Source organism: Pedobacter sp. AC402 (assembly GCF_979252805.1).
The window spans coordinates 205,153-232,049 of sequence record NZ_CEEDAI010000001.1; the positions used below are offsets into that span (position 1 = coordinate 205,153).

The 26,897-nt window shown below is 36.6% G+C and carries 23 protein-coding genes; 8 read left to right on the forward strand and 15 right to left on the reverse strand.

Features of this window, described 5'->3' with window-relative positions; all coding sequences use genetic code 11:
• Window positions 1–402 precede the first annotated feature (402 nt).
• The 13 genes from murI to ubiE all read right to left on the reverse strand — a co-directional run bounded on the left by murI (window position 403) and on the right by ubiE (window position 12,392).
• Entirely contained in the window at window positions 403–1,218 is an 816-nt protein-coding gene (murI, locus tag AC0IWE_RS00875; protein ID WP_471791554.1) for a glutamate racemase, read from the reverse strand.
• A 224-nt stretch (window positions 1,219–1,442) separates the two neighbouring features.
• Window positions 1,443–2,021, reverse strand: a complete 579-nt coding sequence (locus AC0IWE_RS00880; protein WP_055912311.1) for an OmpH/Skp family outer membrane protein — start codon at window positions 2,019–2,021, stop codon at window positions 1,443–1,445.
• A gap of 62 nt (window positions 2,022–2,083) precedes the next feature.
• Window positions 2,084–2,614 carry an OmpH/Skp family outer membrane protein gene (locus AC0IWE_RS00885; RefSeq protein WP_055912314.1) on the reverse strand — a complete coding sequence of 177 codons (531 nt, stop codon included), beginning with the start codon at window positions 2,612–2,614 and terminating at the stop codon, window positions 2,084–2,086.
• A gap of 98 nt (window positions 2,615–2,712) precedes the next feature.
• The gene (bamA, locus tag AC0IWE_RS00890) at window positions 2,713–5,256 is read right to left on the reverse strand and encodes an outer membrane protein assembly factor BamA (RefSeq protein WP_471791555.1); all 2,544 of its coding nucleotides are present in this window, start codon (window positions 5,254–5,256) and stop codon (window positions 2,713–2,715) included.
• Between the two features lie 152 nt (window positions 5,257–5,408).
• Window positions 5,409–6,149, reverse strand: a complete 741-nt coding sequence (locus tag AC0IWE_RS00895; protein WP_055912316.1) for an isoprenyl transferase — start codon at window positions 6,147–6,149, stop codon at window positions 5,409–5,411.
• Between the two features lie 19 nt (window positions 6,150–6,168).
• The gene (gene porG / locus AC0IWE_RS00900) at window positions 6,169–6,966 is read right to left on the reverse strand and encodes a type IX secretion system protein PorG (protein WP_463496502.1); all 798 of its coding nucleotides are present in this window, start codon (window positions 6,964–6,966) and stop codon (window positions 6,169–6,171) included.
• 2 nt (window positions 6,967–6,968) lie between these two features.
• Complete coding sequence (locus AC0IWE_RS00905; RefSeq protein WP_055912320.1) at window positions 6,969–7,850, reverse strand: NAD kinase; 882 nt, start codon at window positions 7,848–7,850, stop codon at window positions 6,969–6,971.
• Window positions 7,851–7,859: 9 nt separating this feature from the next.
• A complete protein-coding gene (locus tag AC0IWE_RS00910) occupies window positions 7,860–8,522 on the reverse strand; it encodes a CBS domain-containing protein (RefSeq protein ID WP_471791556.1) in 663 nt (220 codons plus the stop codon).
• Entirely contained in the window at window positions 8,522–9,286 is a 765-nt protein-coding gene (locus AC0IWE_RS00915) for an alpha/beta fold hydrolase (protein ID WP_055912324.1), read from the reverse strand. The genes AC0IWE_RS00910 and AC0IWE_RS00915 overlap by 1 nt, the downstream gene beginning before the upstream one ends.
• A gap of 182 nt (window positions 9,287–9,468) precedes the next feature.
• A complete protein-coding gene (locus AC0IWE_RS00920) occupies window positions 9,469–9,915 on the reverse strand; it encodes a GatB/YqeY domain-containing protein (RefSeq protein WP_471791557.1) in 447 nt (148 codons plus the stop codon).
• Window positions 9,916–10,014: 99 nt separating this feature from the next.
• Window positions 10,015–10,776, reverse strand: a complete 762-nt coding sequence (locus tag AC0IWE_RS00925; protein ID WP_471791558.1) for an SDR family NAD(P)-dependent oxidoreductase — start codon at window positions 10,774–10,776, stop codon at window positions 10,015–10,017.
• Between the two features lie 90 nt (window positions 10,777–10,866).
• Window positions 10,867–11,664 carry a type IX secretion/gliding motility protein PorT/SprT gene (gene porT, locus AC0IWE_RS00930; RefSeq protein ID WP_471791559.1) on the reverse strand — a complete coding sequence of 266 codons (798 nt, stop codon included), beginning with the start codon at window positions 11,662–11,664 and terminating at the stop codon, window positions 10,867–10,869.
• A complete protein-coding gene (gene ubiE, locus AC0IWE_RS00935) occupies window positions 11,661–12,392 on the reverse strand; it encodes a bifunctional demethylmenaquinone methyltransferase/2-methoxy-6-polyprenyl-1,4-benzoquinol methylase UbiE (RefSeq protein WP_200912327.1) in 732 nt (243 codons plus the stop codon). Before ubiE ends, porT begins: the two co-directional genes overlap by 4 nt.
• A 350-nt stretch (window positions 12,393–12,742) precedes the next feature.
• Here ubiE and yihA point away from each other — a divergent pair, with 350 nt between their 5' ends.
• From yihA to AC0IWE_RS00955, 4 genes are all read left to right on the forward strand, one after another.
• Window positions 12,743–13,366 carry a ribosome biogenesis GTP-binding protein YihA/YsxC gene (gene yihA / locus AC0IWE_RS00940; protein WP_471791560.1) on the forward strand — a complete coding sequence of 208 codons (624 nt, stop codon included), beginning with the start codon at window positions 12,743–12,745 and terminating at the stop codon, window positions 13,364–13,366.
• Window positions 13,367–13,607: 241 nt separating this feature from the next.
• Window positions 13,608–14,465, forward strand: coding sequence for a UbiA-like polyprenyltransferase (locus AC0IWE_RS00945; RefSeq protein WP_471791561.1), 858 nt, complete (start codon window positions 13,608–13,610; stop codon window positions 14,463–14,465).
• A gap of 81 nt (window positions 14,466–14,546) precedes the next feature.
• A complete protein-coding gene (locus tag AC0IWE_RS00950; RefSeq protein WP_471791562.1) occupies window positions 14,547–16,253 on the forward strand; it encodes a M3 family oligoendopeptidase in 1,707 nt (568 codons plus the stop codon).
• A gap of 371 nt (window positions 16,254–16,624) precedes the next feature.
• On the forward strand, window positions 16,625–19,048 hold the full coding sequence (locus AC0IWE_RS00955; protein WP_471791563.1) for a TonB-dependent receptor: 2,424 nt from the start codon (window positions 16,625–16,627) through the stop codon (window positions 19,046–19,048).
• Between the two features lie 3 nt (window positions 19,049–19,051).
• On the opposite strand, the gene AC0IWE_RS00960 is transcribed toward AC0IWE_RS00955, so the two are convergent.
• Entirely contained in the window at window positions 19,052–20,269 is a 1,218-nt protein-coding gene (locus tag AC0IWE_RS00960) for an MFS transporter (protein ID WP_471791564.1), read from the reverse strand.
• 290 nt (window positions 20,270–20,559) lie between these two features.
• On the opposite strand from AC0IWE_RS00960, the gene AC0IWE_RS00965 reads away from it, so the two are divergent.
• The gene (locus tag AC0IWE_RS00965; protein ID WP_471791565.1) at window positions 20,560–22,509 is read left to right on the forward strand and encodes an amino acid permease; all 1,950 of its coding nucleotides are present in this window, start codon (window positions 20,560–20,562) and stop codon (window positions 22,507–22,509) included.
• A gap of 4 nt (window positions 22,510–22,513) precedes the next feature.
• A complete protein-coding gene (locus tag AC0IWE_RS00970) occupies window positions 22,514–23,068 on the forward strand; it encodes a transposase (protein WP_471791566.1) in 555 nt (184 codons plus the stop codon).
• Between the two features lie 195 nt (window positions 23,069–23,263).
• Here AC0IWE_RS00970 and AC0IWE_RS00975 read toward each other — a convergent pair whose 3' ends face one another.
• Complete coding sequence (locus AC0IWE_RS00975; protein WP_471791567.1) at window positions 23,264–25,243, reverse strand: KUP/HAK/KT family potassium transporter; 1,980 nt, start codon at window positions 25,241–25,243, stop codon at window positions 23,264–23,266.
• Between the two features lie 228 nt (window positions 25,244–25,471).
• On the opposite strand from AC0IWE_RS00975, the gene AC0IWE_RS00980 reads away from it, so the two are divergent.
• Together AC0IWE_RS00980 and AC0IWE_RS00985 are read left to right on the forward strand one after the other, a co-directional pair.
• Window positions 25,472–25,954, forward strand: coding sequence for a T9SS type A sorting domain-containing protein (locus AC0IWE_RS00980; RefSeq protein WP_471791568.1), 483 nt, complete (start codon window positions 25,472–25,474; stop codon window positions 25,952–25,954).
• Window positions 25,955–26,029: 75 nt separating this feature from the next.
• A complete protein-coding gene (locus tag AC0IWE_RS00985; RefSeq protein ID WP_471791569.1) occupies window positions 26,030–26,641 on the forward strand; it encodes a fumarylacetoacetate hydrolase family protein in 612 nt (203 codons plus the stop codon).
• Window positions 26,642–26,897 lie beyond the last annotated feature (256 nt).

The window sequence follows — 26,897 nt, forward strand, 5'->3', positions numbered from 1 at the left end:
GTAAAATTGACACTAATGTTAAAGCATATTGACTTAATAACCAGTTAAACAGGATTTGGATTAGTAATTTAATCTAGAAAAATAGATGCTGAAACAAGTTCAGCAGGACGTACTTAGGTTAACATTTGGCAGGGACATTTAACAAAATAGATACAGATAAAAGTTTAGATGGATGCGGATCAGAAGAACAGTTAGCCGATGGAAGTAATCAAAATACATGCTAAAACAAGTTCAGCAGGACGTACTTAGGATAGCATTTAGCAGGGACATTTAACAAAATAGATAAAGATAAAAGTTTAGAAGGATGCAGATCAGAAGAACAGTTAGCCGATGGAAATAAGCAAAATAGATGCTGAAACAAGTTCAGCAGGACGCATATAGGGAATTTACCGATTAACTGCACTACATTTTACCCGATTTTAGTGCTTCTCCAAAAAAAATCGAAGCGTGTTCATCAAAAGCAGCAGGATCACCACTGGTATAAAATTGTCTTTCTCCTTGTTTAGCTAGTTTTTGTTCGATTTCAGGATGTCTTTCCAAATAATCGACCAAACTCTTAGCTACAATTTCACCTTGTGTTAGAACGTTGATATGATCGGGAAATACTTTTTTCAGTTTTGGCATTAACAAAGGATAATGTGTACAGGCCAATAATACACAATCGATATCTTCGGATTGACTAAGTAACTGACTGCAATATTCATTAATAAAGAAGTCTGCCCCTGGTTGTAAATGTTCGTTATTTTCAATCAAAGGCACCCACATCGGGCAGCTTTGCTGATAGACCTCAATTTCGGGAAAAAACTTATTAATTTCTAAAAGATAGGATTGAGAATTCACCGTTCCTCTTGTTCCCATTACACCAACTTGTTTGGTACTGGTATATCCGTTTATAACTTCTGCAGTAGGCCTAATCACACCCAAGACTCTCCTATCCGGATATTTTGCCGGAAGATCTTTTTGCTGTATCGTGCGTAGGGCCTTGGCAGAAGCGGTGTTACAAGCAAGGATAACTAAATGACAACCTTTCGCAAAGAGCCATTCAACACATTCTAAAGTATATTTATAAATGGTATCAAAAGAATGATCACCATAAGGCGAACGCGCATTATCGCCCAGGTAGATATAATTATAATCGGGCAGTTTATCTGCTATAGAACGGAATACGGTTAACCCACCATAACCTGAATCGAAAATACCTATTGGGGATGTACGCATTGTGTTGGGAAGTTATTGATAAATATTGAAAAGTAAAATCGTTAAAATGTTCGTCTTCCTGAACTTGTTTCAGGATCTTACTAACAGTAAAGCCAGGCATTAAAGATGCTGAAATAAAATCAGCATGACGAAAATCCTAAAAACAAAAAAAGCGGAACTAAGTTAAACTTAATTCCGCTTTATATCTTGTACTGTTAAGGAGAATCGCGACTCCGAACTCAAGACTACTTTTTAGGAGCAGCTGGTTTTGCAGCAGTTGCAGTAATGCCTAATTTAGTTTTTACTGAAGCAGTAATATCATCACCACCATCCCAGAAAACTAAATTGTTACCACCTTGTCCGTTTGCGATATCGAAAACGTAAGCTAATCCTTTTTCTTTAGCTACAGCCGAAATTGCAGTTGCAACTTTAGCCTGGATTGGTTGAAACAATTCACCTTGTTTAGTACCTATATCTTGTGAAGCTTTAGTACGGGCATCAGTGATACGTTTTTCTAAATCCTGTAATTCTTGACCAGCAACTTGCAATTCTTTTCCTACTGATTCTTTGTTGGCTTCGCTCAAAGTTTTTTCTTTGGTTTGAGCTGCTGCCAATTTTCCCTGATATTCTTTGATCATTGCATCAATATCAGCTTGTTTTTGTTTACCTAAGGTCTCTAAAGTTGTTTGAGCTGCTTTAGCCTCTGGTAAATTTGCGAATACCTCTTCAGAATTAATGTGACCCAATTTTTGTTGTGCACTTGCCATATTCGCTGTAAACAATAAACCTGCTGCTACAAAGAATACGTTAATTAACTTTCTCATCGTTCTATTTTACTTTTTTATTTTTTTCTAATTGTTTTTTCTAAAAATCAGGGGCGAATATACTAATTATTTACAGTCCCTGGCTTGTAACCTAATTTTACAATTACATCATTACTAACATCGTAACTGCTGCTTGCATAAATCATCATGGTGGCTTCGCTGCTCTTATCGAAAATAAAATCTAAGTATTTAGATTTTGCAATTTGTTTAATTGCCTCAGCTACTTTATCCTGAATAGGTTTGATTAATTTTGTTCTGCTTTGGAAAAGATCGCCATCAGGACCAAATTTCGAACGCTGAAATTCTTTAGCTTGTTTTTCCTTTTCAATAATTTCATTTTCACGGCGTTTGCGCATATCATCTGTTAGTAAAACCTGATCTGCCTGATAAGCCTTGTACATCCTGTCGATTTCAGAAAAATTCTGATCAACCTGCTGCTGCCATTGTTTTGAGGCAACATCCAACTGACTCAATGCCGACTTATATTCTGGCAAATGTTTCAAAATATACTCCGTGTCTACATAAGCAAACTTCTGTGCAAAGGCACCGAAAGAAGTGCAAAGTAGAAATGCGATAAAAAGATACTTTTTCATTGTGTGTGTGTTAATGATACTTTAATAACCTAAGCTTTCTTTAAACTCATCTTGCGATGATTTATTGCATAATTAATTAAATTTTTGTTCTTTAACAATTAAAATCCACCTAATTGTTGTGCGATACTAAAGGTGAAGTTTTGTTTACCACCATCAGCTATTCCAGGAATTCTATCAAATGCATGTCCATAATCGATACCTAATAAACCAAATATTGGTAAAAAGATACGTGCACCTACACCAACTGATCTCCTCACATTGAAAGGATTAAAATCACCAAATCTATTCCAGGTATTACCTGCCTCTGCAAATGCTAAAACAAATGCCGTAGCTTGCTGACTAGCAATTACCGGATAACGTGCCTCTAATACGTATTTTGTATAAATCGGACTACCAGATTGTTGTGCAACATTTGGATCAGAACCATTTGGAATAACTGTATTATTAGCATAACCACGCATTGCAATTAACTCCGAACCTTGTAAGAAATCGAATCCCTGCATACCATCACCACCCAGTTTAAAACGCTCAAATGCTGATTGACCCACTGCTTTGTTATATTGTCCTAAGAACCCAAACTGTGCCTGTGCTTTAATTACAAGATTTCCAGCTACGCGCTGATACCATTGCGAATCGAATTTCCATTTATGATACTCTGTAAAACGGTATTTTTCTTTATCAGATGCCGTAGCATAGTTTGTTTTGTTTAACAATGAAAATGGAGGTGTTGCCTGAATGGTAAAACGTAAAAATGATCCTGATTTAGGAAAAATAGGCGAATCTCTTGAATCGCGACTGATTTCTTGCGATAGACTGATATTATATGATGTACCTGTTTTGAATAAATACCCTGTATAATTATTTAATATATATTGTTGCACACTAAATGCATGGCTTAACTGAAAATAATTGTCTGGCCAGTTCAATCTTCTTCCTAAACTAACCGTTACACCATTTAAACGGATTTTCTGAAATAAAGCATCTCCATTGCTTAAACCATTAGATTGTAGTGAGGTAAATGCACTCACACCTAAACTTACCGGTTTCTCGCCGCCAAACCAAGGTTGTGAGAAAGAGAAACTATATGATTGGTAGTATTTACCATTCGTTTGTCCACGTAAGCTTAATTTTTGTCCATCTCCTTTTGGTAGTGGTTTATAAGCTTTTAAGTTGAACAGGTTACGTAGTGAAAAGTTGTTGAAGGTTAAGCCTAATGTACCAATGATACGGCCACCACCGAAACCACCTGATAGCTCAATCTGATCTGAAGGTTTTTCTTCTACTGCATATTCAATATCCACTGTACCATCTGCCGGATTAGGACGAGGAGTTGGCACTGTTTTAGATTCATCAAAGTTACCTAACTGACCAATTTCACGGATGGTACGGATTAAATCACTTTTGTTAAATTTTTGTCCAGGTTTAGTACGGATCTCACGCAATACAACTTTATCATTTGTAATGGTATTTCCTTTTAAGGTAATTCGGTTATTTGTATACTGAGGTCCTTCGTACATCCGTAATTCCACATCAACTGTATCACCGTAAATTTTGGTTTGCACCGGATCGATGTTAAAAGTTAAGTATCCGTTATCGGTATACATACTGTTAATGTCGCCACCGTTTTCGCCGCCGCCATTTAACTTTTTGTTTAATTTTTCTTCACTAAAAACATCACCTTTTTCAATGGTCAATACTTTTTTCAAAATACTGTCAGGGTAGATCGCATTACCGGCCCAGGTAATATTACCGAAATAATATTTCTTGCCTTCGTAAAGGTCCATTCTAATGTTAACTTTTTTCTTATTGTACTGGTAGATGGTATCTTTTAATAACTCCGCATCACGATAGCCTTTTTCGTGCATTTTGGCAATCATTTTTACTTTGTTTTCTTCGTATTTTTCTTTCGCAAATTTTCCTGAACCCCAAAAACGCCACCATGCAAACTGTTTAGGACTTTTTAAGTATTTTCTGAGTTTTGCTGATTTAAAATCTTTGTTGCCGGTAAAATCAATGTGCTGAACTTTAACACGATGACCTTTATTGATATTGGCTTCTAAAACCACACTGTTTTCCGCATTTGGATCTTTACGTGTTTTATAATCGATCTGCGTGAAGAAGAAACCTTTATCCAACAAATATTTTTTTACAATGGCCGAAGTGGTATTGTATAAGTTATCATTTACGATTTTACCTGTTTTATCATTCAATTTTTCCTGAATGGCTGTTTTTTCAGATTTACGGATACCTTTTAAATCAATTGAGCTTAAACGCGGACGTTCTGCTACTTCAATTTCAAAATAAACTGAATCACCAACAAACTTTTCGATATTAAGTTTAACATCATCAAACAATCCCTGTGCCCAAAGCGTTTTAATTGCATCAGAAGTTGCCTCACCAGGAAGTACAATTTTGTCGCCTTTGGTTAATTTAGATAGTGTAATTAATACTTCTTTATCTAAATATTGGGTTCCTGTTACTGTTGTACCACCAATGATATATTCTTTTGGACTAAAATAATCGAGATCTAAGCCACCAACCTTTAAAGAAGGGGTTGCCGGTGCCTGACCTTGTGGACGTATTTGAGCGAAGGCCGGAGCGGCTAAAACTAGTAGAATTAAAACTTGAAATATTCTTTTCATTAAAATAATTTGTTCAGTAATGGCCACGAAGGTAACAATGTTTTATAAAGCAAAATTTTCTTTATTCTGTTTCCCTTATTATGGTTTCATTTATCGTATAAAAGTGGTGCTAAGTTAGTTTAAACGCTTGTTAAAAAGTGTTAAAAGAAAAATTAGTTTAATTGTTCGCTAATTTTACCAAAACGGCGTTCGCGTTTTTGATAGTCTACAATAGCCTCGAAAAGATCTTCCCGTCTGAAATCCGGCCACAAAACATCAGTAAAATAAAACTCCGTATAAGCCATTTGCCAAAGCAAGTAATTGCTGATTCGGTGCTCTCCACTTGTTCTGATCATCAGTTCCGGATCGGGAATATTTACTGTTGTTAATTTTGATGAAAACAGGTCTTCATCAATGTCATCCAACGATATGATATTATCTTTAACAGCCGAGGCAATTTTTTTTGCAGCCTCTAAAATTTCCCACTTTGCACTATAACTCAACGCAAGAGTTAAAGTACATTTTTCATTGTGGGCTGTTTTTGCCATGGCTTCCTTTAAATCATCGATACACTCTTGAGGTAAGGATGCAATATTGCCAATCGCATTAAGCTTTATATTATTTTTATTAAGTGTTTCCGTTTCTTTATTGATGGTAGAAATAAGAATTTGCATCAATGCGTCTACTTCTTCTTTTGGCCGATTCCAGTTTTCGGTAGAAAATGCGTACAATGTTAAGTATTCAATACCCACTTCTACGCAACCCTCTACAATGTCTTTTACCGAAAGTACACCTTGTTCATGGCCGAAAACCCTCACTTTACCCTGGCCTTTTGCCCATCTTCCGTTGCCATCCATGATAACGGCAATGTGCTTTGGCAGGCGGCTATAGTCTATTTGTTCTTTAAATCCCATTAATTATGTCAAAATCAGCTTAAAAGGAATAGCATTTTGAGGATACAAAGGTAAAAGATATGCCAACACTAACAAATAGATAAGTGTCCCTTTTTCGAAAATCGCCTCTTTGTGTTCCCGGCTCACCGATTTGATAGCGTGAAGGATCTGATAAATTAACCTGATTTTGCCCATTTCCTACAAATGCAGGGTTAACCGGATACCGACCGCTTACATCATCAATATAATCGGTAAGTGGTGTTCTATAACCAATTTCGGTAAACACACTCCAGGTATCTTTGTAATTATACCTTAGCCCTAAACCATATGGAATGGTTAAAACAGCATTTGGGTATCCATTTTCCTGACCTTCGGTTGCCAGTTGGTCTAACCTGTACCTTTCGCCGTCGATTTTTACTGTGGGCTTAAAAATTACCAGGCCAGCACCTGTAAATAAATATGGGGTAAACTGTCGGGTTCCGCCGCCAATCCTGAAATTAAAAAAATTAAAATCAATCAAGCCGCTAAATTCGTTCAGCATTGTTTTAAAACGTAAATTTCTTTCCCGAAATTGCTCATTGCTGGAATAAGAATCATCAGCCTTAACCTGGCCGTAAGTATAATTTAAACGAACACCCAAATACTGATTAAAGTTCCGCTTTACATAAGCTCCTCCTGAAAGACCACTAATCTGCAAAGGGTTATTCTGGTTAAGATCGCCCATGTAACCTGCAACTCCACCCATCAAACCAAGTTCCCAAGTACCCTCCTGGGCAAACGAAATCTGTTTACCAAAAATGAAGAATAGTACAATTAAGAGGAGTTTGTTTGGCGTCATACTTAGTAGTTACGGGTATCAATGCCCCATAATAATTTATTCCTTAACGTGTTTAAGTAAGTTTCATTGTTAAGGCGGATAAGATTAACACAAAAATCTGCTTTTTTTATACTGATTTTTACCGATCGCTCTACGGTTACTGTACGGCTATCGCAAGAAACCAGAAATTTTGATTCCCTTGCCTCCACTTCAAAAGAGAGTTTATTACCATCGGATACCACCACTGGCCTAACATTTAGGTTATGTGGGGCGATTGGTGTGATTACAAAATTTTCAGAATCGGGATAAATAATAGGACCACCGCAGCTTAATGAGTAAGCGGTAGAACCTGTTGGTGTAGCAATAATTAATCCATCAGCCCAGTAGGAGTTAATAAACTCACCATTCATCGAGGCATGTATAATCATCATCGCCGAATTATCACGGCGATGGATGGTAATATCATTGAGCGCGAAGTTTTCTTCACCAAACAGGCCGTTATCAGATTCTAAAATGAGCAATGATCGACTATCTAAGGTATACTCCTCATTAATTAAGGCATGCAAAGCTGATCCGATCTCATTTTTATTGATGCTGGCCAAAAAGCCCAGGCGGCCAAAATTAATTCCGATTACAGGTATGCCCGAATTGCGGATTAAAGATAGAGTATCCAACAAAGTTCCATCACCACCTAAACTCAATAATACATCGGCACGCTCTTTTAATTCGGCATGGTTATGAAAAATAATGGTGTTGGCAGGCAGTTTTATCTTGCCATGAAGCGAAGTTTTAAATTTTGAATATAAAACAGGTTGAATATTGTGCTCGGCCAGATGATTAAAAACCTCTTGAACGTATGGTAAAACCGTATCATTAAAATCTCTACCGTAAATTGCAATCCTCATAAAGTAGGTTTATACATTTAAATAGTTCATGAAAGAATCGTAACGCTCCTGCGATCCATCATCAATCTGTGTGTTATTGTATACTTCTTTTACCAGATAATCATATCTTTCAAAAGAAGCTACCAATGAAGTAATTTCGGTTTTATTTACTTTTAATGTAACTTCTAAACGTGTAGAATCTTCGAAAGCGTTCACATAAGAAGAAAGTACCTGTGCATTATCGGCTTCTACAATCTGCGCAATATGTGCCAGAGAGTTATCGCGGTTGCTAATTTCCAGTACAATAATTCCGCCAGGCTCATTAACAGCATATTGTTCGGCAACGGCATTTACCATGTTGTTGATGGAAATTAGGCCGAGGTAGTTTTTCTGCTGATCCAATACGGGTACAGTAGTTAATTTAAGCTGGCTCAATAATCTGATTACATCGTACGTATGTGCATTATTCAGCACAAATACATTTAACATACTTACCGCAGCATCGTTTAAAAGGGTATCGTGATTGGCAATATTTAACAGATCATCTTCAGAAACTAAACCCAGCAAAGTAACTTCGTTAACAACAGGCAAATGTTTAACTTTAAAATCGTTCATGCGATCTAAAGCCTTTTGCACCGTGTCATCGGTTCTTAATGATGGAATTGCATCTGATATGATTTCTGCAGCAAACATTATTTTAACAATATTCTATCTAAAAATTTCTCTAAATACGCGTTAAATACTGCGGGATGTTCCATCATAGGTGCATGTCCGCATTTATCTACCCAGTTTAATTCAGAATTAGGCAATAACTGGTGAAATTCTTCTGCCACTTCTGGTGGAGTAACTTTATCATTTTTCCCCCAGATAAGCGAAACAGGGATTGTAATTTTGGATAATTCTTTTCCCATGTTGTGGCGTATTGCCGATTTGGCCATGGTTAAAATCCTGATAACCCTCGATCTGTCGTTAACGGTTTTAAATACATCATCAACCAGCTCTTTTGTAGCTGTTGCAGGATCGTAAAAAGTAAATTCAACTTTTTCTTTTATATAATCGTAACTCTCTCTACGTGGAAAAGAACCGCCAAACGCATTTTCATACAAACCCGAGCTACCAGTTAACACTAAAGCCTTAACAAACTCCTGGTGTGCAACCGTAAATACAAGCCCAACATGCCCACCAAGTGAGTTACCAACAAGCACAACCTGATTTAAATTTTTAAACTTTAAAAAGCGGTGAAGGTATCGTGAAAGTGCTTTTACCCCCAATGTTAAAATAGGCAGATCGTAAATGGGTAAAATCGGGATAATTACACGGTAGCGATCTTTAAACTGCTCAATAACCAGTTCCCAATTGCTTAGTTCGCCCATTAGGCCATGCAGCAATACCAGTGTCTCGCCTGTTCCAGCTTCGATGTATTTAAATCCGTCTTCTTCTATTATCGGGTAAGTCATATATATTCTAGATGGTATTGTGCTACTAAGTTAGTAGAGTAAAATTAAATTTATGCATTTCTAAGCCATTTTTCTGAAATAAAACTGAAAACGGTATAAAAACACTATTTGCATTGCGCAGAGCACTATGTTGATGGCAATAAATTGCCGCTAACCTTTCTGCGCTCCTACTTTTACCTTGCTTAGGCCAGTTTTTCTTTAACAATTTCGGCAATTAGTTTTCCATCAGCTTTACCAGCAAGTTCTTTGTTCGCCATGCCCATTACCTTACCCATATCTTTAACCGATGTGGCACCAGATTGTTTGATTACGGCCTCAATAATTGCAGCAACCTCTGCCCTATCCAATTGCTTAGGTAAAAACTGGTTGATTACTTCAATTTCTTCTTCCTCTACCTGGTACAAATCTTCGCGGTTTTGTTGTTTATAAATATCAGCAGATTCGCGACGTTGTTTAATTAATTTCTGAAGTATTTTAAGCTCAGTTTCTTCTGTAATTTCTTCAGTAGAACCTTTTTCGGTTTTAGCCAAAAGTAAGGCTGCCTTGATGGCCCTTAAACCTCGTAACTGTGCACTGTTTTTGGCCAACATGGCCTTTTTTATTTCCTGATCTATTGTATTTGATATCATTTTTAACCCCAAACCCCTAAAGGGGCTTTCCTTTCATTAGTTTAAAATAAAAATTATTTTGTTATTTCCCTCCCAATCTTATGTTCCCCTTTCAGGGGGCTAGGGGGTTTTATTTATAATCGTTGCTGTGGCCTGTGCTGTTGGCATAATCAGCATATCATTAATGTTTACATGTTTTGGTCTGCTTACCACATACCAAATGGCATCTGCAATATCATCTGCTATTAAGGGTTCGAAGTTTTCATAAACCTTTTTAGCGCGCGCTTCGTCACCTTTAAAACGGACTACCGAAAATTCGGTTTCTACCATTCCTGGATTAATCGCCGTAACTTTTATACCATAGGCAAGCAGATCGATACGCATGCCCTTGGTTAAAGCATCAACAGCATGTTTACTTGCACAATATACGTTTCCATTTGGATAAACTTCTTTGCCGGCAATAGATCCGATGTTAACAATATGGCCCGATTGGTTTGGAATCATCCAGTTGGAAACAATTTTGCTTACATAAAGCAAACCCTTTACGTTTGTATCAATCATGGTATCCCAATCATTGGTGTCTCCTTTATCTATCGGATCTAATCCCTGACTTAAACCTGCATTGTTTACCAGCACATCAATCTTTTTCCATTCTATTGGTAAAACTTCCAAAACTGCCGAAAGGTTTTCTTTATCGCGTACATCCACAACAACCTGTTTAATGGAAACGGCATATTTATCTTCTAAATGATGTGCAATTTTAGCCAAACGGTCTGTTCTACGTGCCAATAAAACTAAATTGTATCCTTGTTGTGCAAATGTATGTGCGCAAGCTTCACCAATACCAGAAGTTGCACCTGTAATTAACGCGATTTTAGACATGTTTATGAATTTTAAGTCTCGGTAATCCCTAAGCTATCATCTTTGCGATTTCCCTACACCAACAAAGGTAAGTTTTTTTGAAATGCTTGACTATTGAAAAATCAAACTGAATGTTAATTGACGTAATTTCAACTTATCTATCGGATTGGCATAAGCTGTATTATCGTGTTGAAGCAAATCGTTGTTTGAATAAGACAATTTAATCTCTGGAGACATTTTGAAATACTCGAAATAAATATCGAAACCAACGCCAGTTTCATAAGAGAGGTAGTTTCTTTGGTTTTTTAGCAGCTTGTTCACTGCTGTTTCTCCCTCATCGAAGGTTTTCTTTTTGGAGGCAATATCTATCGAATATTTTGCACCACCTAACCAATACACGCGAAGATTTTTAAACCGGTCTGATTTTACCTTCAAACCCAAAGGAAATTCGAACATGGTGGCCTGTACTTTTCGCTCCACCACCGTTTGAAAGTTTTTCGTTTGTCCGTTACCCACATTAATCGGGGCCATTGGTTCATATTCGTAAGTAACAGTTCTATCGCTAAAAATCAGGGACGGGGTTGCCCGGATATCAAAATTATCAGAAATCATCCGGTTCATTACAAAGCCCAAACCGAAACCCTGTGATGGCGTACTCGAAATAGAATTTAATTTTGAAGTAACCGGAACACCCGAATTTGGATCGTAAGAAACACCAAGCGAGTTTGGCACCTCATAAAAAGGTGGTCTCCAATTGGCATTTTTTAATATTTTATATTCGGCGGATATGTATTGAAAATTAAAACCAAAACTCCAGTCTTCATCGTCAATTCCACCACCCCAGTTTTGTGCAAAGGCAGTTGTAGAAATAGCGAAAAGAGAAAGAATGAGGCTTAATTTTCTGATCATTTGGTTCCTATGTATATCGAACTTATTCCAAACGTTAAAATTCGTTGTTTGGTACTTTTAAAGCCAACTTTTTCCATCAGATTGGTAAAATCCTCCCCGTCGGGAAAAGCAGCAACTGATTCTGGCAAATATGAATAGGCCCTATGATCTTTAGAAAAAAGTTTCCCAAAAAAAGGTGTTACCTGTTTAAAATAAAAGCTGTACAGCTGTTTAACCGGAAATACTTTGGGTTTCGAAAACTCCAATACCACCATTTTGCCATTGGGTTTTAACACCCTGTACATATCTGTTAACCCTTTTTCGAGGTTTTCGAAATTACGCACACCATAAGCACAGGTAATTGCATCAAAAGTGTTATCCTCAAAGTGCAAACCTTCTGAATCGCCCAACTGAACGTTAAAAACTTCGTTTAAGCTGCGTTCGTTGATTTTCTTTTTTGCAACATCCAACATGCCTTCAGAAATATCTACACCAATTACTTTTTCGGGATGAAGTTTTTTAATTGCCTCGAAAGCGAAATCACCAGTTCCTGTTGCTACATCAAGCAAAGTTCTTGGATGGATGGAAACCAATTCTTTAATTGCTTTCTTACGCCACAATACATCAATGCCTAAAGACAGAAAATGATTTAAAAAATCGTAAGTGCCTGAGATATTATTAAACATGGTTGCAACCTGCTCTTTTTTAGTTGCATCGTTTACCTGGTATGGAGTGATATTCTGATTCATGATATATGGCAAAGATATAGAAAAGAGTTTGCAGTTGGGAGTTTAGCGTTTTCAGTTTAGCGTTTGCATTAAACTTTACGAATTGCTGACGACGGTAGCTTTTCTACCCCGCACTCCAAACCCTCAACTCAAAACTATTTTTTGAAGTTGCTACTAAGCATTTTCCTTAAACTTTACGAATTGCTGACGACGGTAGCTTTTCTACCCCACACTCTAAACCCTCAACTCAAAACTAATTTTTGTTATTGGAGTTTAGCGATTGCATTAAAATTTACGAATTGCTGACGACGGTAGCTTTTCTACCCCGCACTCCAAACCCTCAACTCAAAACTAATTGTTACCTTTGCACTATGATTATCAAAACGGCAACATTTGTTTGCAGCAACACCCAAATTTCGGCCCTGCCGGTACCAACAATGCCCGAATATGCATTTATCGGCCGCTCTAATGTGGGTAAATCTTCATTAATCAATATGTTGGTTAATCAACATGGATTAGCCAAAACCTCTCAGCGGCCCGGTAAAACCCAGTTGATAAATCATTTCCTGATTAATGAGAAATGGTACATTGTCGATTTACCGGGTTATGGATATGCGAAAGTTTCGAAAACAAGCAGAGAAAAATGGGAGAAATTTATCCGCGCCTACATTACCAAAAGAGAAAGCCTGCAATGTGTTTTTGTTTTGATAGACAGCCGTTTAGAACCTCAGGGAATTGACATTGAATTTTGCTACTGGTTAGGGGATAAACAGATTCCTTTTTCGCTGATTTTTACCAAAGCTGATAAACAAGGCATGACAACCACACAGAAAAATGTAGCTGCGTTTAAGAAAAAATTAGGTGAGTTTTTTGAAGAGATTCCTGCAACGTTTATTTCGTCGGCAGAAAAAGGAACAGGAAAAGATGAGGTTTTAGATTTCATCTATGAAGTAAACAAAGATTTTGTTGTACCAACAGATTATAAGAAGTTTTAGATAGTTTAATGGTTTATAGACCATAGTATAATAGCATATAGTTCATAGTTGGATAGATTATAGTTTATGGTTTAGTTGTCGATAGTATGATGCAAGTTAAATTTAATCGAAGATTTTTAGTGATACTGATATCATAATTTATTTAACGCATCTTACCTATTAACCATTTAATTATTAGCCATCAACCCAACTAAACAATTAACCAGTTAACCGATTTATACAGTTAACCCATTTCCAATAAATGAAAAAATACTTTTCACTCGTATTATTCGCCCACTCGGTTTTTGCATTACCATTCGCTATGATTGGTTTCTTTTTGGGTGTTACCACTACAGAAAATCCATTTTCATGGTATAAACTGATTTTGGTTTTACTTTGTATGGTTTTTGCGCGGAATTCGGCCATGGCCTTTAACCGTTACCTTGATAGAAATATCGATGCTAAAAACCCGCGCACCAAAACGCGCGATATTCCTGCGGGTAAAGTTTCGGCAAATGAAGCTTTGATTTTTGTAATCGCCAATTGTGTACTTTTTGCCATTACTACATACTTTATTAATCCGTTGTGCTTTTACCTATCGCCCGTTGCTTTATTTGTAGTTCTGTTTTATAGTTATACCAAACGATTTACCGCGCTTTGCCATTTGGTGTTGGGTTTAGGCTTATCTCTTGCTCCTATTGGTGCTTACATTGCCGTAACCGGGCATTTTGCGCTCGTTCCTGTACTGTATTCTTTAACGGTATTGTTTTGGGTGAGTGGATTTGATATTATTTATGCACTACAAGACGAAGAATTCGATCGTGAAGAAAAATTACACTCCATACCATCGGCACTTGGCATTAAAAATGCTTTAAATGTTTCTGTACTGTTGCATATATTGTCGGCCACGTGTGTAATTTTACCAGTGTTTTTCACTTCATTTAGCTGGGTGTACTATATAGGTATTGTGTTTTTCTGTTCGATGTTGGTTTATCAGCATTTATTGGTAAAACCAAACGACATCAGCAAAGTAAACAGGGCTTTTCAAACCTTAAATGGCTATGCATCGGTGGTATTTGCAGTATGCTTTTTAATTGATGCGTATTTAAGACACAAGTAAAAATAAGTGAATAATTAAATTTTGACTGAGGGGATTTAAATAAAAACCATTCTGTAAGTCTATAATTCAATAATTAAACTAATGATAATAACTAAAAAACCGAGAACATATATCCCACAGGAACTCAACATTAGCTGGGAAAATCTGGAACCACTTTTTACCGAATTACAAAATCGCGAAATTAACAGCTCAGCTGAATTGGAACAATGGTTAAAAGACCGTTCGGAACTTGAGGCGGCTTTAGAAGAAGATTTTGCCTGGAGGTATATTAAAATGAGCTGCGACACGGCAAATGAAGAATTGGTAAAAAATTTCCAATATTTTGCTACTGAAATCGAACCAAAAATTTCTCCCTTGGCTAACGAACTAAATAAAAAGTTTGTTGAAAGTCCATTTATGGATGATCTTGATAAGGAGAAATATTTCGTATACAGCCGTGCCATTAAAAAAGCATTGGAACTTTACCGTGATGAAAATATCGAACTGTTTACCGAATTACAGGTAAAACAACAAAAATACCAAAGCACTACAGGCGCAATGAGTGTTGAGCTAAACGGACAGGAATATACCCTGGAGCAAGCTTCTATTTTCATCAAAGATTTAAACCGCGAAGTGCGCGAAAATGCTTGGAAAACCATTCAACAACGTCGTTTGATAGATAAAGATGATTTAAATATCCTGTTTGATGAACTTATTAAACTCCGCACCCAGGTAGCTTTAAATGCTGGTTTTGAGAACTACCGCGATTATATGTTTCAGGCTTTGGGCCGCTTTGATTATACACCACAGGATTGTTATGATTTTGCCAATGCCATTGAAAAAGAGATTGTACCCATTTTAAAAGAACAAGCAGAAAAACGCCGCGAAGCCTTAGGACTCGAGGTATTAAAACCTTGGGATTTAGAAGTAAGCATAAGCGGCAAACCTGCTTTGAAACCTTTTAACAACGGTGAAGAGCTGATTGATAAAAGTATTGCCTGTTTTAACGCCATTGATGAAAAATTAGGCGAAAAATTAGCGACAATGAAAGCCAATAACCTTTTTGATGTGGAAAGCAGAAAAGGTAAAGCACCTGGAGGATATAATTATCCTTTAGCAGAAACTGGAGCACCTTTTATATTTATGAACTCGGCAAATTCATTGCGCGATTTAACCACAATGGTTCATGAAGGCGGTCATGCGGTACATACATTTTTAACGGCAAATTTAGAATTAAACGATTTTAAACATTGCCCGTCTGAAGTTGCCGAGTTGGCTTCGATGAGTATGGAGCTTATCTCCATGGATAACTGGAATGTGTATTTCGATAATGAAGAAGATTTAAACCGCGCTAAGAAAGAGCAATTGGCTGATGTTTTAAAAACATTGCCATGGGTAGCAGTTATCGACCAGTTTCAACACTGGATTTATACCAATCCGAACCATACCGCTGCTGACCGCGAAGAAACTTTTAAACAGATTTTTAACCGTTTTGGTGCAGGCTTTGCCGATTGGACAGATTTGGAACAACAATTTGGAAACGGATGGCAAAAACAATTGCATCTATTCGAAGTTCCTTTTTATTATATAGAATATGCAATTGCACAGTTAGGAGCCATAGCTGTTTGGAAAAACTATAAAGAAAATCCCGAAAAGGCTTTAGAACAATATCTTGCTGCACTTTCTTTGGGTTATACCAAACCGATGAATGAAATATATGAAACCGCAGGTATCAAATTTGATTTCAGTGCAGAATATGTGAAAGAACTTGCAGATTTTGTGAAAACTGAACTGGAAAAGTTATGTTAACTAGAAGGTTGGGGGCTGTAAGGCTTTTCTGCTTAAAGTTTAATAAATGAAAGTCGTGGCAAAATTGCCACGGCTTTTTTTGTTGTTTGTTTTGCCACTGAAACATAGAATACACGGTAGTTGTAAATATGCTTCGAAGCCACTCAGCATGCTAGGCCTTAAGCGCGTTTTCTGAACGATTAACTTTACAACAGATGCTGAACTACTGGTAATACCAATGAACAGATGACCTGTGAACTAAACGAATGTAAAAAAATGTTAATTGGGTTAAACATTGTTAAAATACACGGCTTAATGCACCTAATGATTTAGTTTCGTTCTAATTCCTAATCAGATAAGAGGAAATACCAATCATCAGCTCCCTAATTAAAATGAAAATATTCGCTCCGTATTTTGTGCTCTCGCTGTTATTTTTAAATGTAGTTTCTGCGCAGACTATAAAAATTAACATTACAGGCACATTAATGAATAAAAATGGTGTTAAAGTTTCCGCTAGCCTTAAATTTACCAGTTTGACAAATCCTGTTTTTATTAAAACAGTTACTACCAATGAAGAAGGAAAATATGTGTTGGCAAACTTCCCGTCAAATAAATTCATCGTAGAGGTGAAGGCTGTGGGTTATCAACCTATAAAAGAAATACATGAAGCTTTTACTGGAAAAACAAATCTCGATTTAAGCTTCAGACTGGAACCTGATGTAAAAGAACTTGAAAGTGTTGTGATAGCTGCCCGGAAAGCATTAATAGAGCACCATAACGAAAAAACAGTAATGAATGTTGAAAACAGCATTGTTTCTACCGGAAATACTGCCCTCGAAGTGCTTGCTAAAATGCCCGGTGTATCCGTTAACCAAGATGGGATCATAAGCATAAAAGGAAGATCGGGTGCAAATGTGCTCATCGATGGAAAATCTACTTATTTATCTGCCGAACAGTTGGCTACCAGATTGCGATCTTTAAATAGCAATGAAATAAAAACGATAGAACTGATAACCAATCCCTCTTCCAAATATGATGCTGAAGGAACCGCAGGTTTGCTCAATATCAAACTAAAAAAAAACGCCAGTTACGGTACCAATGGAAATGTTGATGTAGGTTTTGGTTATGGCAAGAATTTAAAAAGCGATGCCGGAATATCCGTTAACCATCGGGATAAAAACCTAAACATTTTTGGCAGTTTCGCCAATAACAACAATAAAGCTACCGAAAACCTGGATATTTTAAGGATAGTAAATGGAAGTGATCAAAATACTTATTTCCATCAATCGAATACGCAAACAAGATCTACACATAACAACAATTATAAAGCTGGGATTGATTATTTTATCAACAATGAAAATACTTTAGGTTTCCTCACTACGAGTTATTTTAACAATGGCCATGATGCATCTAATGGCCTAACTGCTATTGGCCGAAGTTTTGCACAGATCGACTCATCGATCGTTGCCGAGAACCCTGCACAGAATAAATACCGTAATCAAGCTTATAACCTCAATTACAAAAGTATAATTGATACTCTAGGCCAGGAGCTATTGATCGATTTGGATTATGCGAGATACCACAGTGAAGAAAATACCGTTTACCAAAACTCCTTTTTCGATCAAAACGGTTCAATGTATAAATTACCTGCCATTTTTCGAAATTCCACTCCCTCTTTTATCACAATCAAAGCTGCCAAAATTGATTATGTACTTCCACTTAACACTACTACTAAATTAGCTTTAGGTTTAAAAAGCAGTTGGGTAAATACAGACAATGATTTTAGATTCGAAAACTTAATAGGAAAAGATTGGAAGAATGATGTGGGCAGAAGCAACCGTTTTACCTATAAAGAAAATATAAATGCAGCTTACGCTACATTAAAGCACGAATTTAAGTCGACCAGCTTAGAAATTGGTTTAAGAATGGAACAAACCAATTCTAAGGGCAACTCCATTGAAGATAATAGGATTGTAAAGCGCAGCTATTTTGATCTTTTTCCAAATATTAATGTTAACCAAAACTTAACACCAAATCATGAACTTGGTTTTTCATACAGCAGAAGAATAGATCGGCCAGATTATAAATCGCTTAATCCATTTGTTTATTTTGTTGATCTTTATACTTTCAGTCAGGGAAATCCATTTCTTAATCCACAATATACCAATACTTTTCAACTCACATACAACTATAAAAAAACACTAAATATTTCGCTGGGATACAGCATTACCAATAACTTAATTATAGATGTTTTATTACCCGACAATGGAAAGAAAACTTTGTACCAAACTGTGCAAAATCTTGATAAACAATACGCCTACGACTTATCGTTCGGCTATCCTACTATCATAACCAAATTTTGGAGTATGGACAATACGCTCACGAGCACCTATAACCAGATAAAAACCGCAAACTTGGGTAATGGTATATATAACAGGAAGAAAGTAAATTTTATGATCAACAGCAATCAAACTTTTACACTTAGCCCCTCAACATCTGCAGAGTTTTCAGGAGAATATGCCTCCTCTCAAATTTATGGCACATATGCTATTAAACCTTATTATGGTGTAGATTTAGGGATTAAAAAATCATTACTCGATAAAAAGTTAAGCGTTAAATTTGCCATTAATGATGTTTTTGATACCAGAAAATCAAGAATAAACAGCGCATTATCTGGTTTAAATTATAACCTCGTACAAAAACTAGAAAGCAGGGTTTACAGGTTAAGCCTAAATTATATTTTCGGCAGCAGCAGTATCAAAGGAAACCGGGACCGTAAGACAAGTTTAAGTGACGTAGAAGGCCGAATTAAATAATAACTATACTTCTTCCTTTTTCCTGAGTTTTAAAATCACAAACATCACTAAAACTGAAATCAGGATCATAATGAGATAACTGTAGCTGAGGTTACGTTCATCTTTAGCCGGAATAAGGTTTACAATACCATAACTCAGGAAAGAAACAATTACATAGGTAATGCCACCAGTTAAGCCACCGGCAATTCCTGCATTTTTAGGGAATTTACTTAAACAGAAAGTGAAGTAATTGTTAAAGGTAAAGCCAGCACCAACATGGATAAGAAATGCAAAGAAAATTAACGACCACAAATTAGATACAAAATTTAAACTCAATATCATCAGGATTACAAAAGCCACCTGGAAAAGCGAATTGATCATCAATCTTCTAAAAAAAGGCTTATTAATGGTTGCTTTACCAATAAAACCACCAACCATCCACGCGAAGCCCAAAAACAATGAACTGTAACCTGCAATAACAGGAGAAAAATTAAAATGGTGCTCTATGATAAAAGGACCTGTCATGTTATACACCATTACCATACAATAAGCTAAACCTAACATCACAATGCCCAAGGTAAAACTTGTAGTTTTGATCATTTCAAGATAGATTCGAGTAATTTTTTTCAGTTGAAAATCAGTAAATTGTTTTAATGTTTCGCCACTGAACAATAGTTCGAGCAAAGCAAACACCAATGCAAAACCAGCCAGAAAATAAAAGTTAGATTCCCAGCCAAATGCTGTTTGAAGGTAACCTCCAATAAACGGGGCAACAATTGGTCCGGTAGACCAGATGATAGAAAACATACTGAGGTAGTGTTTCAACTGGTCGCCTTCATAAAGATCGACAAAATATGCTCTTTTTGCCACTACAATTGCACCCACCGTAAGTCCGTGGATAACACGCATTACATAAATCAGGTAAATATTATGTGTGGTGGCAATAATAATACTGGCCGCAGCGAAAATCAGCAGTGCATATAAACAAATCTTATATCTGCCAAAGCTATCGAGTACGCTGCCAATAAAAAGTTGTGAAACACCGTAACTGATTAAAAATATGCTTAAGGTAAGTTGCACCTGTACGCTGCTTACCTGCATCTCACCTGCCATTGTAGGTAGAGATGGAATGTAGATATCGGTTGCAAAACCTGAAAGTGGAATTAGTGCAAAAGCTAAAATAGTGGCTAAGCGCTGGTTACCTTCTTTTATATATTTCACTTGAGTTGTATTAGCATTCATTGGATGATGGTAATGGTTTATAAATATTCCAATCAAACAAGAATTTAATTACTTTATTCCTTTGATTGATTATTGGCAGCAAAATTACTACTTACATCTATCCGAAAAGTATGCAAATCAAACAAAGGATTATTCAAGCCAAATAATTACAAATTTTTACTTAAAACCAATAAATTTGACTTTTTACGATGAATTTATCTACCATAAATGGACTGTAATGAAAATTATATCCCGCTTTAAACGTTTTTAACCAAACTTTTTATAAGTTTGAGGAAACAATCAAGCAAAAAATGTTCGAAAAGCTATTCAGAAAGAAATCTATTTCCAAGATATTACAAGATGCGGCAAAAGGCTATGGCGACCATGAAAATACACTACATAAAACACTCGGTGTTCGCGATTTAACAGCATTTGGAATTGCAGCAATTATTGGAGCAGGAATTTTTAGTACGATTGGAAAGGCAAGTGCAGATGGCGGTCCGGCGGTAATCTTTTTATTTATTTTTACAGCAGTTGCCTGTAGTTTTGCAGCTTTTGCTTACGCAGAGTTTGCCTCTATGGTTCCGGTTTCGGGCAGTGCTTACACCTATTCTTACGTAGCTTTTGGCGAATTAGTGGCCTGGATAATTGGGTGGTCGCTTATTATGGAATATTCCATCGGTAACATCACAGTAGCCATATCCTGGTCTGATTACTTTACCGGATTACTTTCTACCATAAAAATACCTCCCCTTGGCATAGATGGAATCCATGTACCCGACTGGATGACAATGGATTACTTAAGTGCCTATAACGGACATAAACATGCAGAAGCATTATTGGCAGCTGGCAAAAACCTTGCTGATTTGGATTCAGCTACAGCTTTGGCCAATAATGCATGGCTTACGGCACCAACAATAGGAGGTTTCCACCTTGTTGCAGATATTCCTGCTTTGGGCATTATCATTTTGATTACCTGGTTAATTTATCGCGGTATGAAAGAAAGTCGCAATGCCAGCAATGCCATGGTTGTTGTTAAGCTTGCCGTAATTCTGTTGGTTTTAGCTGTTGGTATTTTTTATGTGGATACAAAAAACTGGAATCCATTTGCTCCGAACGGTGTTGCAGGCGTTTTAAAAGGTGTTTCAGCAGTGTTTTTTGCTTATATCGGGTTTGATGCCATTTCTACTACAGCCGAAGAATGTAAAAATCCACAGCGCGATTTACCACGCGGAATGATGTGGGCAATTATTGTGTGTACCATACTTTATGTTGCTATTGCGTTAGTTTTAACTGGCATCGTTAAATCTGATACACTGGCTGTAGGCGATCCGCTTGCATTTGTTTTCGATCAGATTAATTTGAAACTAATGAGTGGTATTATTGCTGTAAGTGCAGTTTTTGCCATGGCCAGTGTACTTTTGGTCTTTCAGATGGGTCAACCCCGTATATGGATGAGCATGAGCAGAGATGGATTATTACCGAAATCGTTTTCAAAAATCCATCCAAAGTATAAAACACCTTCTTTTGCAACCATTGTAGTTGGTTTCGTTGTAGCCGTTCCATCGTTGTTTATGAACCTTACCATTGTTACTGATCTTTGTTCGATAGGAACACTTTTCGCTTTCGTATTGGTTTGTGCCGGTGTTTTGGTGTTACAGAACAGGCCTGATGTACAAAGAGGAAAATTTAAAATCCCTTATGTAAACAGTAAATTTATTATCCCGATTGCCTTAATTGCCACAATTATTTTTGCCTTTGCAAAATATGGAAAGGAGACAAAAGCATTCTTTTTTAATTCTCCTAAAACAATCCAAACAATAAGTTTTGTAACTTCTCTGAGTGGCGATGAGCTTAAAATTGTTAAAGAAGAAATTGTAAAAAATGCAGCTCCGCAAATTATCCTGGCAGATAAAGTTGATGCAGAATCGTATTTAAGTGCACTACCTGCCGATCGTTACGAGCAATTTATTTCAGCATCCAAAATACCTGTTGAGAAGAAATACGAAAGTGGCTGGGGTTTATTTAAACACAAGATACCCATGTGGATTTTCTTAATCATTTGCGTAGTGATTACCTATTACTGTATTACTAAAAACTTATCATTAATTCCTGTTTTAGGGTTGATCAGCTGCTTGTATATGATGTGCGAACTTGGTATTTCAAACTGGATTGGCTTCGGCATCTGGCTGGTTGTTGGCTTGGTTGTTTATTTTGCTTACGGCTACAGGCATAGTAAATTAGCAAATCCGGAGGTTTAAGATTATGAAATACAACCCTTTAATACATCATCGGCGATCGATCAGGTTAAAGGGTTACGATTATTCAAAAGCTGGAGCTTATTTCATTACAATCTGCTGTGAAGATAGAATCCATAGATTTGGAAAAGTTGAAAGCGATGAAATGATCTTAAATCAATCTGGATCTATTGCTTACAACGAATGGATTAATTTATCTGATAGATATTCAAATTTCGAACTCGATGTATTTCAGATTATGCCGAATCATATGCACGGCATAATAGTATTGTCTGATCTAAATGCGGTCGGGGCTACCCTTGCGGTCGCACATGAAGAAAACGAGCTAACAAAGGCGACCGCAAGGGTAGCCCCGACTATTGCCAACATCGTTGGTGCATATAAATCAATAGTTTCGAATGGATGTCTGCAATTATTCAAATCGCACGATAAAACAATGGGCAGGTTATGGCAGCGGAATTACTACGAGCACATCATCCGTGATGAAAGAGCCTATCAAAACATCTCAAATTACATCATCAACAATCCCAGCAAATGGAGCAAAGATAAATTCCATTTATAAAACAAAATCCCCTTTCTTTAGCAGAAAGAGGATTCAATTTTATTTTTTCTTTATAAAAGCCATGGCAGTTATCACTATTAGCCCTAAACCAGAAGCAATCATATAATTATTGCCATGATTGAGGTGGTATATTTTTGCAACAGGACCCGCTATAAATAAGCAGATTCCCAATATCAAAATCGCCGTTCTCATTTGTTAAACCGGCAATCTATGCAATTCGATATCATCAGGTGTAACAAAAATCAATGGAACTTTTTCAACATCCACATAACTGCTATCCAATCCGAAACTCCGCTCTTCAGACAAGCTTAATTTCTTAAGGATAAAGTAATAATCCATAATCTGACGCTCATAAAAACTCAACTTAGTGAATTTAGATAAATGTTTTTCTAAGAGTACAAACCTGAAATCCCCTGCAATCTTATGTTTATTTAATGAAGTGTATTGACTTGTAATGTCTATTTCACCATTTTTTACCAGTTCTTCAACCACCTTACGGTATAATAAATTTACACGTTGCTCTACCCTAAATCCTAACCTAAAATCAATTCGTATCAGTTTGCCTGGAATCAGGAATTCAACTTTATAATCTAATGTATAAGGCTCATCCATTACATCAACGTGCACCAACCAATATACATCGGCACGTTTTGGTTCCTTTTGAATAATGGAATAAATAATTTTCGATTCAATTTCCGTTTTAAAATTAGCACTTGTTAAATAAACAAGCTGAGATGAGTACTTTGGCACTGATTCATCATTACTGAGTTCACTTAAAATTTCGTAATAATCTTCAATCTCAACATATTTTACAAACCTGTTTTTAATCTTACGGGCCACAAACCAACTCCACATTACCGTAAAAAGTGCCGAACCAATCAATACAGTTAACCAGCCTCCATCAAAAAACTTGTGCAGGTTACTGAAGAGGAAAGTACCCTCAATAATTACATAAACCGAGATGAAAATAGCGATAAGGTATTTAGGGAAACGCCTGCTTCTTAAATAAACACTAACTAAAATTGTGGTCATCAACATTGCTATGGTAATCGAAAGACCATAGGCGGCGTCCATTTTGGAGGATTCTTTCCAGAAAAAAACGATGCTACAGCAGCCTAACCAAAGCATCCAGTTGATAGATGGCACATACAATTGACCTTTCTGTACTGAAGGATAAACAATTTTAATCTTCGGCCAAAGGTTTAAGCGAACGGCCTCTGAGATTAAGGTAAACGAACCGCTAATTAAAGCCTGACTTGCAATAACCGCAGCCATAGTTGCCAGAATTACCATTGGAACCTGGAAATGACTTGAAATGATCTGAAAGAAAGGATTCATTTTTGAACTCGGAATGAAAGTACTTTCATTCTGCAAAATCCATACACCTTGACCTAAATAATTCAAAATCAGGGTTAATTTCACAAAAATCCAACTGATTCTGATATTGTTACGCCCGCAGTGTCCTAAATCCGAATAGAGTGCCTCTGCCCCTGTTGTACAGAGAAAAACACCTCCCAAAATAATAAATGCCTTACTATTGGTAGCCAGTAAATGTACGGCATAGTATGGATTAAGTGCCTTTAAGATGCTAAAATCCTTAACAATGAATAAAAGTCCGGCTATACCCAAAACAGTAAACCAAACAAACATAACCGGACCAAAAAGCTTCCCAACCAGGTTTGTTCCAAACTGCTGAATAATGAAAAGAACAGTTAAAATTGCGATTACTACAGGAACAACAGGTATATCAAACTTATTGGTTAAGCCCTCTATTGCCGATGTAACGGTAATACTTGGGGTAATTACGCCATCAGCAAGCAGCGCACAGCCACCAACAACCGCTGGTACAATTAGCCATTTAGCCTTTTTTCTTACCAAAGAAAATAAAGAGAATATTCCCCCCTCTCCTTTGTTATCGGCCCTTAAGGTAATAATTACGTATTTAATGGTAGTTTGCAGGGTAAGCGTCCAGATGATGCAGGAAAGTACGCCAAGAACAACATCAGTAGTTATCGATCCCGGATTTCCTACCAGTCCTTCTTTTACGCCTAATATGCTTGTAAAAATTGCATTGAGTGTGTATAGAGGTGATGTACCAATGTCACCGAACACAATACCTAAACTAATTAGTACACCGCCGGCGGTTAACGCGTTGACATTTTTATGATTTGACACTTCGTTGATTATTTTAGTGCGGCAAAAGTAAACTAACTATAACAATTTAACAACCAAATTATTGTGTATTTTTAACACTATTAAAATTTAATATTATTGTTAAATTGTGTTAAATTATGGCTTTTAAACAAAATGTTTAATTTCTTTGTTTTAAATTAATACATTTGCTATACCAATTTGATGAAACTCTACGCTAAGATAACGTTCCTCACAAAACTAGCTTGCACATTGTGCATTGTTCTTTTATGCGGAATAAATTCTTGGGCGCAACAAGCTGATAGTATTCACATTAGCTTAAAAAACAGAACCAAAAAAGTTAATAAAATTCCCGAAATTAAGGCAAATATCACCCCTTACAAACCACTTTATATGTCTATCGGTGGTTCAGGAATGTTTAACACCTACTCCACAACTCCAAAAAACACAACGGTTGCAGCAAAAGATAAATTGCTTACCATCGTAAAAATATATCCAAACCCGGTAGAAGATCAGTTAAATATTATCTTATCAATTGGTAAAGATGGTACACAAACCACAATAAAAATTATCGATTTATTGGGAAATGAAGTAGCTACCCTGGCAAACGAACGCTTAAATGCCGGCGAACAAACCAAAAGTTTCGTCGTTCCGAACAGAATAAACCCTGGTATTTACTTTTTAAGGGTTATCGCAGGGTCAGAAAGCCAGGTAAAACGCATCTCAGTTTTATAAGCCCGTTTTCTTTTCTATTTTTGATTGATGCGGATTTAAAAACCGTTTATTTAATCATATTTCATATACTTAATAATGAAGATCATCGCCATTGGCAGAAATTATGCCGAACATGCAAAAGAACTTAACAATCCAGTTCCAACCACACCGGTAATTTTCCTGAAACCTGATACAGCAGTTTTAAAAGACAATAAACCTTTTTATTTACCCGATTTTTCTGATGATGTTCATTACGAACTCGAAGTGGTTTTAAAAATCTGTAAGGAAGGAAAACACATTGCCGAAAAATTTGCCGCCAATTATTATGATGAAGTGGGTTTAGGTATCGATTTTACCGCACGCGATATTCAGGCAAAACACAAAGAAAAAGGTTTGCCCTGGGAACTTGCCAAAGCATTTGATAACTCTGCGCCAATCAGTATTTTTCTTCCTAAAACCGATTACGAAGATCTTTACAATTTAAATTTCGAGCTGAAAATTAATGGAGAAAGCCGCCAGATTGGGCATACTAAAGATTTACTATTCTCGTTCGAGAAGATAATCAGCTTTGTTTCCCAATACATCACCTTAAAAAAAGGCGATTTAATTTTCACCGGAACACCCCAGGGAGTAGGCAAAACAAACAGAGGCGACAAGTTAGAAGCCTGGTTGGAAGGAAAGCAACTTTTAAATTTTGATGTAAAGTAACGAATGATTAAAAACCCGATCCACTACAAGTTAAAATTATCCGTTTCAATTTGCCTTTTATTTGTCTCAATTGGTGTTCAGGCACAACAAATTTTCAGTACGAATAAATATCCGATTACCGATTTCAGGCAACCGCTTGATATTACCCCTCCTGCCCTTGCAGGCTCATTCGGTGAAATACGGGGCAACCATTTTCATTCCGGTATTGATTTTAGAACCAACCAGCGCGAAGGTTATCCTGTATATGCTGTAGCCG